Source organism: Lutimonas vermicola (assembly GCF_038433205.1).
GTDB classification, from domain to species: domain Bacteria; phylum Bacteroidota; class Bacteroidia; order Flavobacteriales; family Flavobacteriaceae; genus Lutimonas; species Lutimonas vermicola.
Genome location: NZ_JBCDNA010000001.1, coordinates 439,733 through 455,712, shown reverse-complemented (window position 1 = coordinate 455,712; position 15,980 = coordinate 439,733). Strand labels below are relative to the sequence as shown.

Annotated in this window: 13 protein-coding genes; 10 read left to right on the top strand and 3 right to left on the bottom strand. The window is 36.1% G+C overall.

From position 1 onward, the window contains the following. Positions 1–176: 176 nt before the first annotated feature. The 9 genes from clpB (at position 177) to AABB81_RS02045 (ending at position 11,662) form a co-directional block, all read left to right on the top strand. Positions 177–2,780: an ATP-dependent chaperone ClpB gene (gene clpB / locus AABB81_RS02085; protein WP_342158265.1), complete on the top strand. Its 2,604-nt coding sequence runs from the start codon at positions 177–179 to the stop codon at positions 2,778–2,780. Between the two features lie 193 nt (positions 2,781–2,973). Next, positions 2,974–5,559 carry a phosphoenolpyruvate carboxylase gene (locus AABB81_RS02080; protein WP_342158264.1) on the top strand — a complete coding sequence of 862 codons (2,586 nt, stop codon included), beginning with the start codon at positions 2,974–2,976 and terminating at the stop codon, positions 5,557–5,559. 283 nt (positions 5,560–5,842) lie between these two features. Continuing rightward, entirely contained in the window at positions 5,843–6,235 is a 393-nt protein-coding gene (locus tag AABB81_RS02075; RefSeq protein WP_342158263.1) for a hypothetical protein, read from the top strand. A 95-nt stretch (positions 6,236–6,330) separates the two neighbouring features. Beyond that, positions 6,331–6,789 carry an SsrA-binding protein SmpB gene (gene smpB, locus AABB81_RS02070; protein ID WP_342158261.1) on the top strand — a complete coding sequence of 153 codons (459 nt, stop codon included), beginning with the start codon at positions 6,331–6,333 and terminating at the stop codon, positions 6,787–6,789. Continuing rightward, positions 6,786–7,691 (top strand): geranylgeranylglycerol-phosphate geranylgeranyltransferase, encoded by a 906-nt coding sequence (locus AABB81_RS02065; protein ID WP_342158260.1) that lies wholly within the window; start codon positions 6,786–6,788, stop codon positions 7,689–7,691. The genes smpB and AABB81_RS02065 overlap by 4 nt, the downstream gene beginning before the upstream one ends. Positions 7,692–7,693: 2 nt before the next feature. After that, positions 7,694–8,275 (top strand): Maf family nucleotide pyrophosphatase, encoded by a 582-nt coding sequence (locus AABB81_RS02060; RefSeq protein WP_342158259.1) that lies wholly within the window; start codon positions 7,694–7,696, stop codon positions 8,273–8,275. A gap of 393 nt (positions 8,276–8,668) precedes the next feature. Further along, entirely contained in the window at positions 8,669–9,292 is a 624-nt protein-coding gene (locus AABB81_RS02055) for a porin family protein (protein WP_342158257.1), read from the top strand. Between the two features lie 179 nt (positions 9,293–9,471). After that, positions 9,472–10,266, top strand: coding sequence for a porin family protein (locus tag AABB81_RS02050; protein ID WP_342158256.1), 795 nt, complete (start codon positions 9,472–9,474; stop codon positions 10,264–10,266). Between the two features lie 283 nt (positions 10,267–10,549). Continuing rightward, positions 10,550–11,662: a DUF4421 family protein gene (locus AABB81_RS02045; protein ID WP_342158255.1), complete on the top strand. Its 1,113-nt coding sequence runs from the start codon at positions 10,550–10,552 to the stop codon at positions 11,660–11,662. An 84-nt stretch (positions 11,663–11,746) separates the two neighbouring features. Here the strand turns inward: AABB81_RS02045 and rny are convergent, their stop codons facing one another. The 3 genes from rny to AABB81_RS02030 form a co-directional block, all read right to left on the bottom strand. After that, a complete protein-coding gene (gene rny / locus AABB81_RS02040) occupies positions 11,747–13,306 on the bottom strand; it encodes a ribonuclease Y (protein WP_342158254.1) in 1,560 nt (519 codons plus the stop codon). 217 nt (positions 13,307–13,523) lie between these two features. Continuing rightward, positions 13,524–13,817, bottom strand: a complete 294-nt coding sequence (locus AABB81_RS02035) for a cell division protein ZapA (protein ID WP_342158252.1) — start codon at positions 13,815–13,817, stop codon at positions 13,524–13,526. A gap of 8 nt (positions 13,818–13,825) precedes the next feature. Further along, positions 13,826–14,116 (bottom strand): hypothetical protein, encoded by a 291-nt coding sequence (locus tag AABB81_RS02030; protein ID WP_342158250.1) that lies wholly within the window; start codon positions 14,114–14,116, stop codon positions 13,826–13,828. 197 nt (positions 14,117–14,313) lie between these two features. On the opposite strand from AABB81_RS02030, the gene AABB81_RS02025 reads away from it, so the two are divergent. Next, on the top strand, positions 14,314–15,975 hold the full coding sequence (locus AABB81_RS02025; RefSeq protein ID WP_342158249.1) for a M23 family metallopeptidase: 1,662 nt from the start codon (positions 14,314–14,316) through the stop codon (positions 15,973–15,975). Positions 15,976–15,980 lie beyond the last annotated feature (5 nt).

Here is a 15,980-nt window from a genome sequence, read left to right as displayed (position 1 = left end):
AATTTTGACGGGCTCCAACCAGCTTACTGATCTATGGCCTTCAATCCATCTTGGCATAAAACAAGCCAATTCGTCATCTAACCTCTTAAATTTCAGCCATTCTGACATTGTGATTTATTAAAACTATGATTGGAACATCTTTTGAACCTCACCTAGTGAACCTAAATCTAAATCAAATGAATTTCAATAATTTCACTATAAAATCACAGGAAGCCGTGCAAAGAGCACAACAAATTGCACAGGGCTTTGAGCAACAACAAATAGAAAATGCTCATATACTCAAAGGTATTTTGGAAGTCGACGAAAACGTGACTCCATTTATCCTTAAAAAACTTGGGGTCAATGTTGAACTTTTCAACAGGACCCTTGACACGATCATCCAGAGTTTCCCAAAAGTCGAAGGCGGAGAGTTAATGCTTTCCAAAGCAACCAACAAAATGCTTATCGATGCAGGAAACATTGCAAAAAAAATGAAGGATGAATATGTGTCCCTGGAACATTTACTCCTGGCCATTTTAAATTCCAAAGGAGATACCACTCAATTACTCAAAGATAATGGTATCAATGAAAAAGACCTTATGAGTGCCATTGAAGAGTTGAGAAAGGGTAACAGAGTCACTTCACAAAGTGCCGAGGAAACTTATAATTCACTTAATAAATACGCCAAAAATTTAAATCAGCTTGCCAACGATGGAAAACTGGACCCGGTAATTGGCAGGGATGAAGAAATCAGAAGAATTTTGCAAATTCTTTCCCGAAGAACCAAAAACAATCCAATATTAATAGGAGAACCGGGAACCGGCAAAACAGCTATTGCCGAAGGCCTTGCCCACCGTATCGTAAAAGGTGACGTACCTGAAAATCTTCAAAATAAAGTAATCTATTCACTGGATATGGGAGCCTTGATCGCAGGGGCCAAATACAAAGGAGAATTTGAAGAAAGACTTAAATCTGTCATCAAGGAAGTAATCTCCTCGGATGGTGAAATCGTGCTTTTTATTGATGAAATCCACACGCTTGTTGGTGCCGGTGGCGGTCAGGGAGCAATGGATGCTGCCAATATTCTTAAACCTGCCTTGGCTCGAGGTGAATTAAGGGCCATCGGGGCAACGACATTAGATGAATACCAAAAACATTTTGAAAAAGACAAGGCTTTGGAACGGAGGTTTCAAAAAGTGACCGTTAATGAGCCTGATACTGAAAGCGCAATTTCAATACTTCGGGGTATCAAGGATAAATATGAAACCTATCATAAAGTCGAGATCAAAGACAGTGCTATCATTGCTGCAGTTGAATTATCACAAAGATATATAAGCGACCGGTTTCTTCCCGACAAGGCTATTGACCTTATGGATGAAGCTGCCTCCAAATTAAGAATGGAAATCAATTCAAAACCTGAAGAACTGGACGTACTGGACAGAAAAGTAATGCAGCTGGAAATTGAGATTGAAGCTATTAAAAGGGAAAAAGATACCAAAAAGTTGAAATTCCTCAAAGAAGAGCTTGCCAATTATAAGGAGAAGCGTAATGAGGTTAATGCAAAATGGACCAGTGAAAAGGAAATTGTCGACAAGGTGCAAACCACAAAAGAGAATATAGAAAAATTCAAGTTGGAAGCAGAGCGGGCCGAGAGAGATGGAGATTACGGCCTTGTTGCCGAGATCAGATACGGAAAGATAAAGGTTGAAGAGGAAAAACTGGCTGAATATCAAAATGAACTGGAATCGAGTCAGGAAAACTCTTTAATCAAGGAAGAAGTAACCAGTGAAGACATTGCCGAAGTTGTAGCTAAATGGACGGGAATTCCAGTTCAAAAAATGCTGCAGAGCGACAGGGAGAAACTATTGCACCTTGAAGAAGAGCTACACAAAAGAGTTATTGGCCAAAATGAAGCCATAGAAGCGGTTTCAGATGCTGTACGAAGATCTAGAGCCGGCCTGCAGGACAGTAAAAAACCAATTGGATCATTCCTTTTCCTTGGTACTACCGGAGTTGGAAAAACAGAACTGGCCAAAGCCCTTGCCAATTATCTTTTTGATGACGAATCGGCAATGACCAGAATTGATATGAGCGAATATCAGGAAAGACACGCTGTTAGCAGGTTAATTGGGGCACCTCCTGGTTATGTGGGTTATGACGAAGGAGGACAGCTTACCGAAGCTGTCAGAAGAAAACCCTATTCAGTAATCCTTCTGGATGAAATTGAAAAGGCCCACCCTGACACGTTCAACATCTTGTTACAAGTGCTTGACGAAGGCAGATTGACCGATAATAAAGGAAGGGTTGCCGACTTTAAGAATACGATTATCATCATGACCTCAAATATGGGTTCCCATATTATCCAGGAAAATTTTGAGAACATGAATATGGAGGACAGGGACCTCGTCATTGAATCAACCAAGATAGAAGTTCTTGCTTTACTGAAAAAAACCATCAGGCCAGAATTTATAAATCGCATTGATGAGATCATCATGTTCACTCCTTTGAATCAATCTGAAGTTACCCAGATTGTAAGGCTTCAGATCAATGCCCTGTCTGCGATGCTGAAAGAGAAGAATATTTCCTTGTCGGCTACTGAAGAGGCTATCGAAAGTTTAGCTAAAAAAGGATTTGAACCTCAATTTGGGGCAAGGCCCATTAAAAGGGTCATACAAAAAGAAGTGCTCAACAATTTATCCAAAGAAATTTTAGCGGGCAATATATCTGCCCAAAGCAATATTCTTTTAGATGTCTTTGATGACCAGTTTGTCTTTAGAAATAATAAATTACCCTTGAACTAATATTGAAGAACCGTCTGTTTAGACGGTTCTTTTTTTTTATGCCTGTTCATACTGTCAAATAAATAATAATCTAAACAAAAATTAAGGTATCTTTAAATTATGAATTTCGAAATTCATAAGTCGGTAATTCTTACTTTAAAATAGTATTATACTCCCATTCTTATTAAATTTACATAAATTTTTAACAAACTCTATGAATATACAACCCAAATCTCAAAGGTTCAATCAGAATGTCCTGACCAAGTACCAAATCTATAATAGCATATTTATAACACTTCCTTTTGATAATATCACTAATACAGGTGTTTTAATGCCTTTGTTAAAAAGTGAATGTGAAAAAGGATTTGAACAAGGCTTGACCCCGGTTGAAATCATAGATAAATTCTTTAGTAAATTTCAGGACCATGCAAGTGAAAGAGAGAGAATAGACCTGTTGTTTAAATTTATTCAATACATTGAAAGACAGGTTGTGCTATTTGATGCCGTGGAAGATGCGGCATTTCCTATTATTAACAACATGGATGGGAAAGGTACCTTGAGAAACGCCAAAGAAGAGGCATTTTCTCAGAATAAAAAGGAAGCCTTGCAACAATACCTTGAAGCATTCAAAGTAAGGATTGTACTCACGGCCCACCCAACTCAATTCTATCCAGGATCTGTTTTGGGAATCATAACAGACCTTACGAGAGCCATTGAAAAGAACGATCTTGTCGAGATCAAAAAGTTACTGGCACAGTTAGGTGTTACTCCCTTTCTGAAAGAGGAAAAGCCTAGCCCTTTGGATGAAGCTGTCAATTTGATCTGGTACCTCGAAAATATTTTCTATGAAGCAGCAGGTAGCATTTACAATTATATTGAAAGTAATATTTATGAGGGAAAGGAGATCAACAATGAATTTGTAGGTTTGGGTTTTTGGCCGGGAGGCGACAGGGATGGAAATCCTTTTGTCACTACAGAAATTACCCTGAGGGTTGCTCAAAAACTGCGACAATCTGTATTGAGGAATTACTATCGTGACATTCGTAAACTTAGGCGAAAATTGACTTTTAAGAAAGTAGCAAGCCTTGTTATAGATGTTGAAAACAAATTGTACCACAGTTTTATTAATCCATCGAAAGTAATCTTTACATACCAGGAATTTTTAAACGGACTGATGGAGATCAAGGATTTATTGATCAATGATTACCAGTCGCTATATCTTTCTGATTTAAAAGATCTTATCCATAAAGCCAAAATATTTCAATTTCACTTCGCCACCCTTGACATCAGACAAGATAGTCGTATACATCAACAGGTCTTTGATCATGTCGCCGCTTCACTTATTGCATCAGGTTCGGGTTCACTGCCAACAGATTACAATGAACTGGATGAGAAATCTCAAATATATATCCTGTCAGAAATAACTGGGGAAATCAGTGCTGATCAGTTTGAGGATGAACTTGTATTTAAAACCCTGGGCTCGATGGAGGCCATTAAGGAGATTCAACAAAACAATGGTGAAAAAGGCGCTAACAGATACATTATAAGCAATAATCAAAGTGCCCTGAACGTGATGCAGGTGTATGCCATGTTAAAGCTTACAGCTTTTAAAGAGCGTTTGACTGTCGACATCGTCCCACTGTTTGAAACAGTTGACGACCTGATACATGCAGCCGGCATCATGGAACAGCTATACAGCAATAAAGCGTATAGGAATCATGTAAAAAACCGGGGCAACAAACAAACCATTATGTTAGGGTTTTCGGATGGTACAAAAGACGGAGGTTATTTGATGGCCAACTGGTCAATTTTCAAAGCCAAAGAAGAATTGACTAAAATTTCGAGAAAGCACAATATTAAAGTCATCTTTTTCGATGGACGGGGTGGTCCGCCGGCAAGAGGTGGAGGAAAAACACACCAATTCTATGCTTCTTTGGGACCGACTATTGAAAACGATGAAGTTCAGTTGACAATTCAGGGCCAGACCATCAGTTCCAATTTTGGCACTGCTGATTCTGCTCAGTACAACCTTGAACAGCTCATAAGTTCAGGCGTTAGCAATCAATTCTTCGACAGTGTAAAAAACACGTTCACAGAAGAGCAAAGGAATATCATGACCGAACTAGCCGAACAAAGCTATAAAGCCTATAGCGCATTTAAAAATCATGAAAAATTCCTCCCCTATCTGGAGAATATGAGTACCTTAAAATATTATGCAAAAACAAATATTGGAAGTCGTCCCTCAAAAAGGAAAAACTCAGATACATTTAATTTCAGTGATCTTCGAGCGATCCCATTTGTTGGTTCCTGGAGCCAATTAAAACAAAATGTCCCTGGTTTTTTCGGCGTGGGTACGGCCTTAAAGAAGTTTGAAGAAAATGGAACATTTGACCAAGTGGTCAGTTTATATAACAATTCAAAATTTTTCAAAAGCCTTATCGACAACAGTATGATGTCAATGAAAAAGTCATTTTTTGAATTAACGCGTTATATGGAACGTGACCCTGAATACGGTGACTTTTGGAAATTGATCTATGACGAATTTCAAACCAGTAAACGACTTGTCCTTAAGCTCGCAAATCAAGCTGAACTGATGCAAAACTATCCAGTCAGCAAGGCTTCTATTGAAGTCCGCGAATCAATAGTTTTACCTTTGCTTACGATTCAGCAATATGCCTTGAAAAAAGTCCAGGAACTAAACAGTCAAAATACACCTGATAAAACTGAACTTGAAGTTTATGAAAAAATCATTACAAGGTCTTTGTTTGGAAATATCAATGCCAGTCGAAATTCTGCTTAATTCATGAGTTGTTGAAAACACTTGTTTTTGAGTGTTAATTAATAGCTTTGTTTTTAATTATGTAAGCCTTATAAAATCACCGGCTAAAAACCTGCTTATCAAAAAAGTAAACCCTGGAAATTTCAAATCAAGAGGCTCTGGTTGTTCTGTGACAAGAAAACCGGCCTCAAATGAATGGTCAACTCAAGGTCTAAAATAAAAACATCAACTTAAATAAAATAAAACCTTATGCCTTAGCGTTATAGAGATCTAGAATAACAATAGCTAAATAAAATAAGGGGTTATGAAAAAGAATTTTTTAAGTTATGCATTATGCTTATGCATTATGTCTTTCACTTCATGTACTACAAACGACGTTAAAGAAATTTCAGGAACAATTATTATAAAAGATTTAGGTTCACATGTTTTTAACATCAATGCCGATAATATAGATGCAACCATTATTATGGCAGGACCTGAAATTGAAAACCCTTTGATTTACGAAAACGTACCTTTGTTCAGAACCTCAGATTATATCGCTAAAATTGAAGTTGATGATTCAGGAAAACTCAAATCTGAATTGTTGAATAATTTGGTCGTCATGTACGAAGCCGAAGCCGGTGAGTTGCCAGACCAGCAATTAAATCATCTTATGAATTCTGGCTTTATAAAAATTGAATGGACCGGACTGAATTAATCCGAAATTCATACAAAGTATTCATCAATCAATTGATTTCTTCATTTAGAATTGAATTATTTACATTTCGTGATTTTTTTATTTAGATTTGCTCCATGCAAAAGAAGATCAATATTCAGAACAAAAAAGCCCGCTTTCAATACGAAGTTCTGGATACTTACATCGCTGGAATCCAACTTACGGGTACAGAAATAAAATCAATTCGGGAAAGTAAAGCCCGTATTACAGAAAGTTTTTGTGAATTTAATGAAAAGGGCGAGCTCTTTGTTATCAATATGTTTATAGAGGAATATAGTTTTGGGAGCTACTATAACCACAAATCAAAAAGTGAGCGGAAATTATTGCTGAACAAGAAGGAACTAAAAAAGCTACAGAAAGAGGTTCAAAACGTTGGATTAACCATTATCCCGCTTAAATTATTTGTAACAGACAAGGGCTGGGCCAAATTGCAAATTGCGTTGTGTAAAGGTAAAAAATTATACGATAAAAGACAGGTTCTTAAAGATCGGGACCATAAGAAGTCTCTTGACAGATTAAAGAAGAACTATTCATGAGCCCTAAAGATTATTTAATTTTTTTCAGATGGAAGAACGTTTTGATGATCTTATTGATTCAACTCCTCTTTAAATATGTACTCTTCGAAAAATTTGATATACAGGTATCCCTTGATCATATAGACTTTATCCTTTTAGCACTTTCCACTGTCTTTGTAGCCATCGCGGGATATATCATTAATGACATTCACGATGTAAAAGCAGATATCATCAACAAGCCCGAAAAATTATTTGTCGATAAAAAACTTACGCGACTAACAGCTCAAAATCTTTTTATTGCTTTTAATTCGGTCGGTTTACTTTTGGGCATGTATCTGTCTTATCATGTAGGAAACACTTCGTTTTTCATCATTTATGTACTTACATCATTACTTCTATATAAATATGCCAAGCAGTTAAAAAAGAAGTTATTATTAGGTAATTTAATCGTCTCTTCAATTGTCTTTTTCTGTATATTAATGGTCGCTGTTTTTGATGTGGCGCCCGCAACAAATCAATATAACCTGGAATCTCAGCGTTCTATTCTGAATATTGTCCTCTTATTCGGTGTCTTTGGATTTGTTCTCACTTTTTTAAGAGAAGTTGTAAAAGACATGGAAGATATTGAAGGGGATAAAGCCATTGAAGCCAGGTCGATCCCCATCATTCTTGGGCAGCGATCTGCGAAAAGAATCCTGATAACCTTAACCTTGTTGCTTATGGCGGCCATAAGCCTGGTATCTTATTATGTATACGGCGAGCATAAACAGGTTAGTATATACCTCACAACATTGGTTACTTTACCTCTGCTCTATTTTATATTCAGATTATCAAGGGCACAACATAAAACCGATTTCCACAAACTAAGCGGAATACTAAAAATAATCATGCTTCTGGGTATTTTATCAGTCATAGTTATTTAAATATGTTAAGTGAACTAGTTCAAAACAGACACCTTATCCTTGCCTCCGGGTCACCCAGGCGAAGTCTTTTTTTAAAGGAGCTTGGCCTTGATTTTGAAATTAGAATCAAGGAAACAGAAGAATCTTACCCGTCTCATTTAAAAGGGAAAGAAATTAGTGAATACCTTTCAAAATTAAAAGCTGCACCTTTTTTGCCCGAATTAACTGATAAAGATATCCTGATTACTGCCGACACGATTGTCTGGCTCGAGGATACAGCCCTGGGTAAGCCAAAATCTAAAAATGATGCCAGGAAAATGCTCAGGTCACTGTCAAATAAAAGTCACGAAGTGATCAGTTCAGTCGCCTTGACCACAATGTATAAACAATTAGTCTTTTCAGATACCACAAAAGTGATTTTCAAAGAACTCTCCGATAAAGAGATCAATTATTATATCGATCAATATAAGCCCTTTGACAAAGCCGGTGCCTACGGAATACAGGAATGGCTGGGTTATATCGGTATTGAACGTATTGAAGGAAATTACTTCAATGTGATGGGCTTCCCTATCCAACTATTTTATGATGCCATGCACAAGATTTAAATAGTCAATTATTCATTTTTAAACAAACATTAAATACTGTTATTACTATATCCAAAAAACACTGTTTTCCTCAATTAAGAAGTAAAAAAGCACACCTTTTAAAAAAAACATATACCCGCGCCGGCTTTGGTGAAGGATTCGCAGAATTAGGCAAAACCACTATGCATGTTGCGGCATTATGCGCAGAGTTGGTGAAATCTCAAAAGATTAAATTATCAAAGAAAACCCGGAACGGTTTTTTAAATTGGAATAACGGAAGCCAATATCATTCTTATAGCTGTTGGTTTAACAATCTGAGGGGAAATACAAATTGAATGATAAAGCCATTATTGCTCATGTAAACAGAGTGCTTAAAAGAAATTAATTCCTATTTTTGATATAAATATTTCCCCGATGAAAAATCTATGCCTATTTCTCGTTCTTTTTTGTTTTGCATTGAGTGCCCATGCCCAGTTTTTAAATTGGGGTATTAAAGGAGGCATCAATTACAACGAAAATGGAGACCTCAGAACAATTGCTGATGGAGGCCCTCTTTCCTTTTCCTCAAGCGAAGAAGTTGGATATCATATCGGTATTCTCTCTGAAATTAAATTACCTCTGTTTTTATATATAAGACCTGAACTGATTTACACACATACCGAGAGCAGTTATAAGTTGGAAGGGGATAAAAGCAAGTTAAAAATGAACAAATTAGAATTGCCTGTTTTACTTGGCTTTAGGGTGTTTAAAATTGGTAGATTCTTTTTTGGCCCGAATTTTTCTTATGTCATGAACACAAAACTGTCAGTACCCGAAAGTATAGAACGCGTCTCGAACCTGACTTCGGATGATTTCCTGGTTTCAGGACAAGTTGGACTGGGGCTTAACTTTGGAAAGTTGGGTGCTGATATTCGATGGGAAACTGGTTTTTCAGATTCTGAAGCTAGTTTTATTCGAGAAAACACAGACATTGATTTCGCTTTGGTTGATACCTCTAATTCACAGTTTATTTTAAGTTTCTACTACAAGTTTAAATAAAGTGCTTTTTTAAAATTCATGCTTTTAATCTTGTTTTGACATTTATATTCCTGAATTGAATAAATTAGAAGAAGTATCGTGAATTGATTTTTTATTTATTTATAAATTTGATCAATGTTAATAAGGCTTTTTCCGCATGTATTGAAGGTAAAGGCTATACAGTGAAATAAATCAAACCCATGAAAAAAGAAAAAACATTTGTATTAATTCTAATGCTTTTGATAACATACTCCGTTCAGTCTCAGGTTTTAATTGCATTACTTTTAGGGGATAAACTGAATTCAGGGAAAATCGAATTTGGTCTGGATGGAGGCTTGAATTTCTCCAATATTGGAAACATGGACTCTAACAGCTATAGTCGGGAGCTCAACCTTGGGTTCTATTTTGATATAAAAATGAAGGAGCAATGGTATCTCAATACAGGTGTTTTGGTAAAATCTACCCTTGGATTAGACAACCTTACTGAAAAGGATCTTGATTTTTTAGGTGTTAGAATATATGAGGAAGAAGGTGCGTATAAACAGCGCATCAATTATTTTATAGTTCCTGCCTTGGCTAAATATAAATTTAAGAATAATATGCATGCTGAAATAGGTCCTCAATTTGGTTTGGCTACCAAAGCATTTGTCCAGTTTGATTCTAAAATTGACGGAAATGAGGCCAGAATCAGAGAAACCAATACCGATATGATCAACCGCTTTGATATGGGAATTGCCGGAGGTGTGGGGTATCGTTTACTTAAAGGTTTAGGATGGACCATTGGTGCCAGATATTATTACGGCTTTCTTGACGTATACAAAGGTGTTTCGGGAAGCAGGAACAGTTCCTTGTTCTTAAAACTAAATGTACCATTTGGTCTGAGCCTTGACAAGAAAGAGGAAATTAAAGCGATGAAAAATTCCAATAAAGAAAAAAAGGCTAAGAAAAAAGAAGCTAAAAAGGCCAAAAAAGCGCAAGAAAAACAAAATGGTTAACCAGGATACTTAACTTTTATGGGGTTTTGATTTTTTTTACGTGTCGGCGTTCATTACTATGGTGCCATACAGAATGTTCAAAACCAAAGCTCAAGATCTAAAGTTTATGGCCTGATATACTGCCTTGAACAAGACTTTTCATTATCAGAAAAATGTATTTTTGAATTGTGGCCCTTTTAAGTAGAAAATTGCAAATATAAAATTGATCAATGATAAAATATATTCTATCTATCATATTGATGTTTAGCGGATTGATAATAAATACCAAATTTAAATAAACCAAGTGTTTAGAAAACTTGAAAATCGTTTTTTTCAATATGCTCTAATCCTGTGTTCGGGTCTGGCATTCTTGACTATAAATCCTTTATCGGCTCAAGAGCAGACCATCGGAAAGGAAGAGTCAAAAGACAGTGTTTTAAACAATTATATTATTGATTATAAAAAAAGGTTTAATGTCAAACTTGAAGTTAGCAATGACGTCACAACTTATGTTATTTTAAACGATGGTGATGAATTTGATTTAAAGCCAAATTTAAATCTTAGATATGGTGTCGTATTCAGTTATAAATTTCTTTCCATTCGTATGAGTATTCGGCCCAAAATATCGGACGAGCAACAGGAGAAAAAAGGAGGCTCGGATACTTTTAGGTTTCGTCTTCAATTGCTTTTTGACAATTGGAATCATAAACTGGAATACAATATAGATAAAGGCTATTATCTATCTAATACCAGTGATTTTCTAGATTCTAACAATAATATTAGAATTCAATTTCCCGAAATGTCTTCTAATATTCTTTATGGTTCTTCATCCTATAAGTTTAACAAAAACTATTCTATGAGAGCATTTCAGTCTCAAACCGAAGTACAGGTCAAAAGTGCCGGTTCTTTTATGCCTGGAATAAATTATACTATTTATGACATAACAGGAACAAATGTCATCAAGGATGAGAATGGTGATCGTATCTTGAGGGATTATTATAATGAATACAATGGTGTAAATCTGGCCCTTTCTGCAGGTTACTATTATACTTTTGTGCTTAAAAAGTTTTGGTTTTTAAATGCTTATGGGGTACCCAGCGCCGGGATTGATTTTTATACGACCCAAATACACAGCCCTGAAGGAAAGACAAAAGAAACTTTTAATAAGGCAATCGTTGCTCTAAACTACGGCTTCGGGGGTGGTTATAACGGAGATAAAATATTTTTTGGAGCAGAAATTAAAAATAGACTTACGAATGAAAAATTAACTTCTCGTAAGGTTGGAATTACTCCAATGCAAAATCATTTCAGCGTATATTTTGGCTACCGATTCAAAGCTCCAAAACCTATAAGTAAACCAGTTGATATGATTGAGGACAAAGTTCCCATATTAAAGGGTGAACCCAAAAGAGATTGAACTGCATTATTATAACAATTCTTTGTTAACCAATGAACACCTAATCAAGTATGGCTCTTATTTCGGGACGGCACTTCAATAACCTTATTTGGCTATATTAACCACTCTTGTTTCTCTAATCACCGTAACTTTTACCTGTCCCGGATAGGTCATGTCATTTTGGATCTTCTGAGTAATATTAAAAGATAATTCTGCTGCCTTTGTATCGTCCACTTTTTCACTTTCAACAATCACACGCAGTTCTCTGCCTGCCTGGATGGCATAAGCCTTTTGTACTCCGTTAAAAGCGAAGGCTAGGTCTTCAAGTTCTTTTAACCTTTGAATGTATGAATCGACAACCTGTCTTCTCGCTCCGGGCCTGGCACCCGAAATGGCATCACAAACCTGGACTATGGGCGCGTATAATGATTTCATTTCAATTTCATCATGATGCGCTCCGATTGCATTGCAAACATCAGGTTTCTCATTGTATTTTTCTGCCCACTGCATGCCTAAAATTGCATGTGGCAATTCAGTATCTGTATCCGGTACCTTGCCAATATCATGCAGTAAGCCGGCTCTTTTTGCAATTTTTGGGTTCAAACCCAATTCAGATGCCATAACAGCGCATAAATTCGCAACTTCCCTTGAATGTTGAAGCAGGTTCTGACCATAGGACGATCGATATTTCATCCGTCCCACCGTTTTAATTAATTCAGGATGCAATCCGTGAATACCCAAGTCGATTACAGCGCGTTTACCAACCTCTATAATCTCTTCATTGATCTCTTTTGTCGTCTTAGCCACGACTTCTTCTATCCTGGCCGGGTGAATTCTTCCATCTGTAACCAATTTATGCAAAGACAATCTGGCTACTTCTCTCCTGACAGGATCAAAACAAGATAATATAATGGCTTCGGGAGTATCATCAACAATTATTTCAACACCGGTTGTAGACTCTATAGCCCTTATATTTCTTCCCTCTCTTCCGATTATCCTTCCTTTTACATCGTCATTCTCAAGATTAAACACAGACACACAGTTATCAATAGTTTGTTCAACTCCAATGCGTTGAATCGTATTTAAAATAACTTTTTTTGCTTCCTGTTGGGCACCCATTTTGGCCTCCTCCAGCGTACTTTGCATAAAAGACATTGCATCACTCCTCGCTTCTTCTTTGAGGGTTTCCACTAACTCCTTTTTAGCTTCTGCAGCAGACATACCCGAAAGTGTTTCAAGTTGTTCAACCTGACGCTTATGAAGCTTGTCAATTTCTGTCTTTTTCTTCTCTATGATTTCAAGCCTGTTCTGAAGTTGTTTATTCTTCTCTTCTAAATTATGGTTGATCTTCTTGTTCTTGTCCAATTCCTGAGACACCTTGGATTCTTTATCCCTGATTCGCTTTTCAGCTTCATTGATTTTTTTATCTCTCGATAAAATAACCTTTTCATGCTCTGATTTAAGCTCTATGAACTTTTCCTTCGCCTGTAAAATTTTATCTTTTTTAATTACATCCGCTTCAATTTTTGCCTCCTTTAGAATCGAAGCCGCCTGCTTGCTTACATTTTTAAGCGTGGATGATGCCTTCTTTTTTTCTAAAACTTTGGCAATAAAATAACCCAGGATAAGGGCTACGATTGCTATGCTAATGGTTGTTGCTATCATAATTCATATATAAAAAAAGCCTACATCGGTTACGGTTTTGTAAACTCCAATTAACAAGTTTAGGACTAACTTAAAGGTCAAGTATCCAATTTTAAAGCAATTAAAATTGCTTGGTTAGGCACGCTTTCGCTTTAAAAACTCATCCTTTTTAAATTGATAGTGTTGAGTTTATTAAACAAATAACTAATGTAGGCAGTAATTGTTTTCTTTAAAGAACTTATGCAAGATGGGAATTTAATAATTCATTCAATTCCAATAACTTACTTTCCAATTGTTTTGAATCCTGATTCTCATGGACATTTTTAACTTCTTTCTGGGATGCAAATTGCAACGCACACATAGCCAAAACATCCTGTTTATCTCTCACTTCGTAATTCTGCTCAAATTGCTTTACCATTTCATTAATCTTCTTCACCGCTTTTCTAATTCCCTCTTCCTCACTCTCGTCTTTTATAGTAAGCGGATATACCCTGTCTCCTATGGTAACTTTGATCTTCAGATTGTTAATCATTTTATTTTCTAGTCACTTAATTGAACAATACACTTATCGATTTCCCGAATCAAAGTATTTATTTTAAGCTTTGTTGCATGCTTATCTTCTTTGCTGCCTACAATTGTATTTGCAACCCGCAGTGACTCATATTTTCTTTCCAGTTCTTCGATCACTTCCTGCTGCTTATCCAACTGATGTTGAAGATTATTTTTTTGCTGGATCAATTTCAAATTTTCCTGCTGCAAAATAGCGTATTTACCCAATATTTTTGAAAGCTTGGCTTCCAGGTTCCCCACTATTTCAAATAATTTATTCATCAACTCAAAGAATCAAACAATTGCAACAAATTTAAGATACCTATTCATATAAAACAACTATTTTCACGAAAATCCATAAAATCTTAGACAATATATTGAATCATAATCACTTAAAATATTCATTTTTTTGTATCAAAGCTTATTGTTATTTTAGCGCCCATATGCACCGAAAAATTATTATATTTTTTTTTCTGGGAATGACAAATATTGCTTTCCCTCAAGACGAAATCGCTAAGGATTACTTCGATAATCCTCTGGAAATTCCTCTGGTTTTGTCGGGTACCTTCGGTGAGTTACGAACAAATCATTTCCATGCAGGCCTTGACATAAAAACTCAAAAAGTATCAGGACATAAAGTTTTGGCATCTGCTGATGGGTATGTCTCAAGAATAAATGTTTCCCTTTGGGGCTACGGAAATGCCCTTTACATTACGCATCCAAATGGATATACCACGGTCTACGCACATCTGCAGGAATTTTCACCCAAGATCGATGCCTATGTGCGAAAAAAACAATACGAAAAGGAAAGCTTTACAATAAGGCTCTATCCGAAGTCGTCTGAATTAAAAGTAAAGAAAGGTGAGGTGATTGCGCTAAGCGGAAATTCAGGGAGTTCTGGCGGTCCTCACCTCCATTATGAAATAAGAGATGTAAAATCAAACATCCTTAATCCCATGCTTTTTGGATTAAATGTTCCGGATCATAAAAACCCGACCATTCAAAATGCATTTGCTTATTCTAAAAATGGCAGTTCACAGGTAAATCAATCTTCTGAAAATGTTCAATTGGTCTTTAACCGGCAATATGATGGTGATTTACTTGCAAACCCCATTACTGCACATGGGGAAATTGGCTTTGGAATAAATGCCTACGACAGGCTGGATGGAGCCATTAACAGAAATGGGCTTTATTCATTGGATATGTTTGTCAATGGAGAAAAGGTTTTTCAATTTACGGCCGACAAATTCTCTTTTGATGAATCCAGATTGATCAACTCGTATATTGATTATGAGCGGCTCATTAAATTAAAACAAAGAGTTCAGAAGTGTTTTGTCGATCATGAAATAAATAACCTCAGTCTTTATAAAAAACTCACAAAAAATGGCTTTATCAATATAAAAGACAGCCTGGAATACACGGTTTCAATTATTGCCAAAGACTTTGAAGGCAACGAGACGAAGCTGATTATTCCTATCAATGGAAAAAAGGACTCTATCATTATCCCCAAAAAAGTAGAAAAAACAGCCCATTTTTTTAAAGCCGATCAGGCCAATACCATTAAGGATTCTGTGATTACCGCTTATTTCCCCAAAAACATTTTCTACGAAGATTTCTATTTTGATTATTCTCGCGAAAATGGAATTGTCAAATTACACAATAGCAGTGTTCCTGTTCATAAAAGTTTTCGGCTTTCATTCGACGTCTCAAAATACAGTCAAGAAGAATTAAAAACTCTATATATTGCCAAAAAAAATCGTTACGGCAAATTGTTTTACGTTAGCACCAAGAGAAAAGACAACACGCTATATACTTTAAGTAAAGGATTAGGTGAGTTTACATTAATAAATGATAATGATAGACCTAGCATTAAAAATTACAATTTTAAAGACGAGCAATGGCTCACAAAATTCAGCACGTTGAAAGTGAAAATTCACGATAAAGGATCAGGGATCAAATCATATCGTGCTGAAATAGATGGAGAATGGATCCGCATGGCCTTTAATCCAAAAAATGGTATTCTTACCTATGATTTTAGCGATAAAGCTCTGGAAGGCACCCTGCATAATTTAAAAGTGGTTGTAACAGATAATGTAAATAATTCCACTACATTTACCACAACGTTTAACAAGAAGAATTAAACCTT

Coding starts and splice junctions, on each gene's coding strand:
- AABB81_RS02060 (WP_342158259.1), top strand. CDS start 7,694: ATGTTAAGTGAACTAGTTCAAAACAGACACCTTATCCTTGCCTCCGGG.
- AABB81_RS02065 (WP_342158260.1), top strand. CDS start 6,786: ATGAGCCCTAAAGATTATTTAATTTTTTTCAGATGGAAGAACGTTTTG.
- AABB81_RS02035 (WP_342158252.1), bottom strand. CDS start 13,817: ATGATTAACAATCTGAAGATCAAAGTTACCATAGGAGACAGGGTATAT.
- AABB81_RS02050 (WP_342158256.1), top strand. CDS start 9,472: ATGAAAAAAGAAAAAACATTTGTATTAATTCTAATGCTTTTGATAACA.
- AABB81_RS02030 (WP_342158250.1), bottom strand. CDS start 14,116: ATGAATAAATTATTTGAAATAGTGGGGAACCTGGAAGCCAAGCTTTCA.
- clpB (WP_342158265.1), top strand. CDS start 177: ATGAATTTCAATAATTTCACTATAAAATCACAGGAAGCCGTGCAAAGA.
- AABB81_RS02080 (WP_342158264.1), top strand. CDS start 2,974: ATGAATATACAACCCAAATCTCAAAGGTTCAATCAGAATGTCCTGACC.
- AABB81_RS02055 (WP_342158257.1), top strand. CDS start 8,669: ATGAAAAATCTATGCCTATTTCTCGTTCTTTTTTGTTTTGCATTGAGT.
- smpB (WP_342158261.1), top strand. CDS start 6,331: ATGCAAAAGAAGATCAATATTCAGAACAAAAAAGCCCGCTTTCAATAC.
- AABB81_RS02025 (WP_342158249.1), top strand. CDS start 14,314: ATGACAAATATTGCTTTCCCTCAAGACGAAATCGCTAAGGATTACTTC.
- rny (WP_342158254.1), bottom strand. CDS start 13,306: ATGATAGCAACAACCATTAGCATAGCAATCGTAGCCCTTATCCTGGGT.
- AABB81_RS02075 (WP_342158263.1), top strand. CDS start 5,843: ATGAAAAAGAATTTTTTAAGTTATGCATTATGCTTATGCATTATGTCT.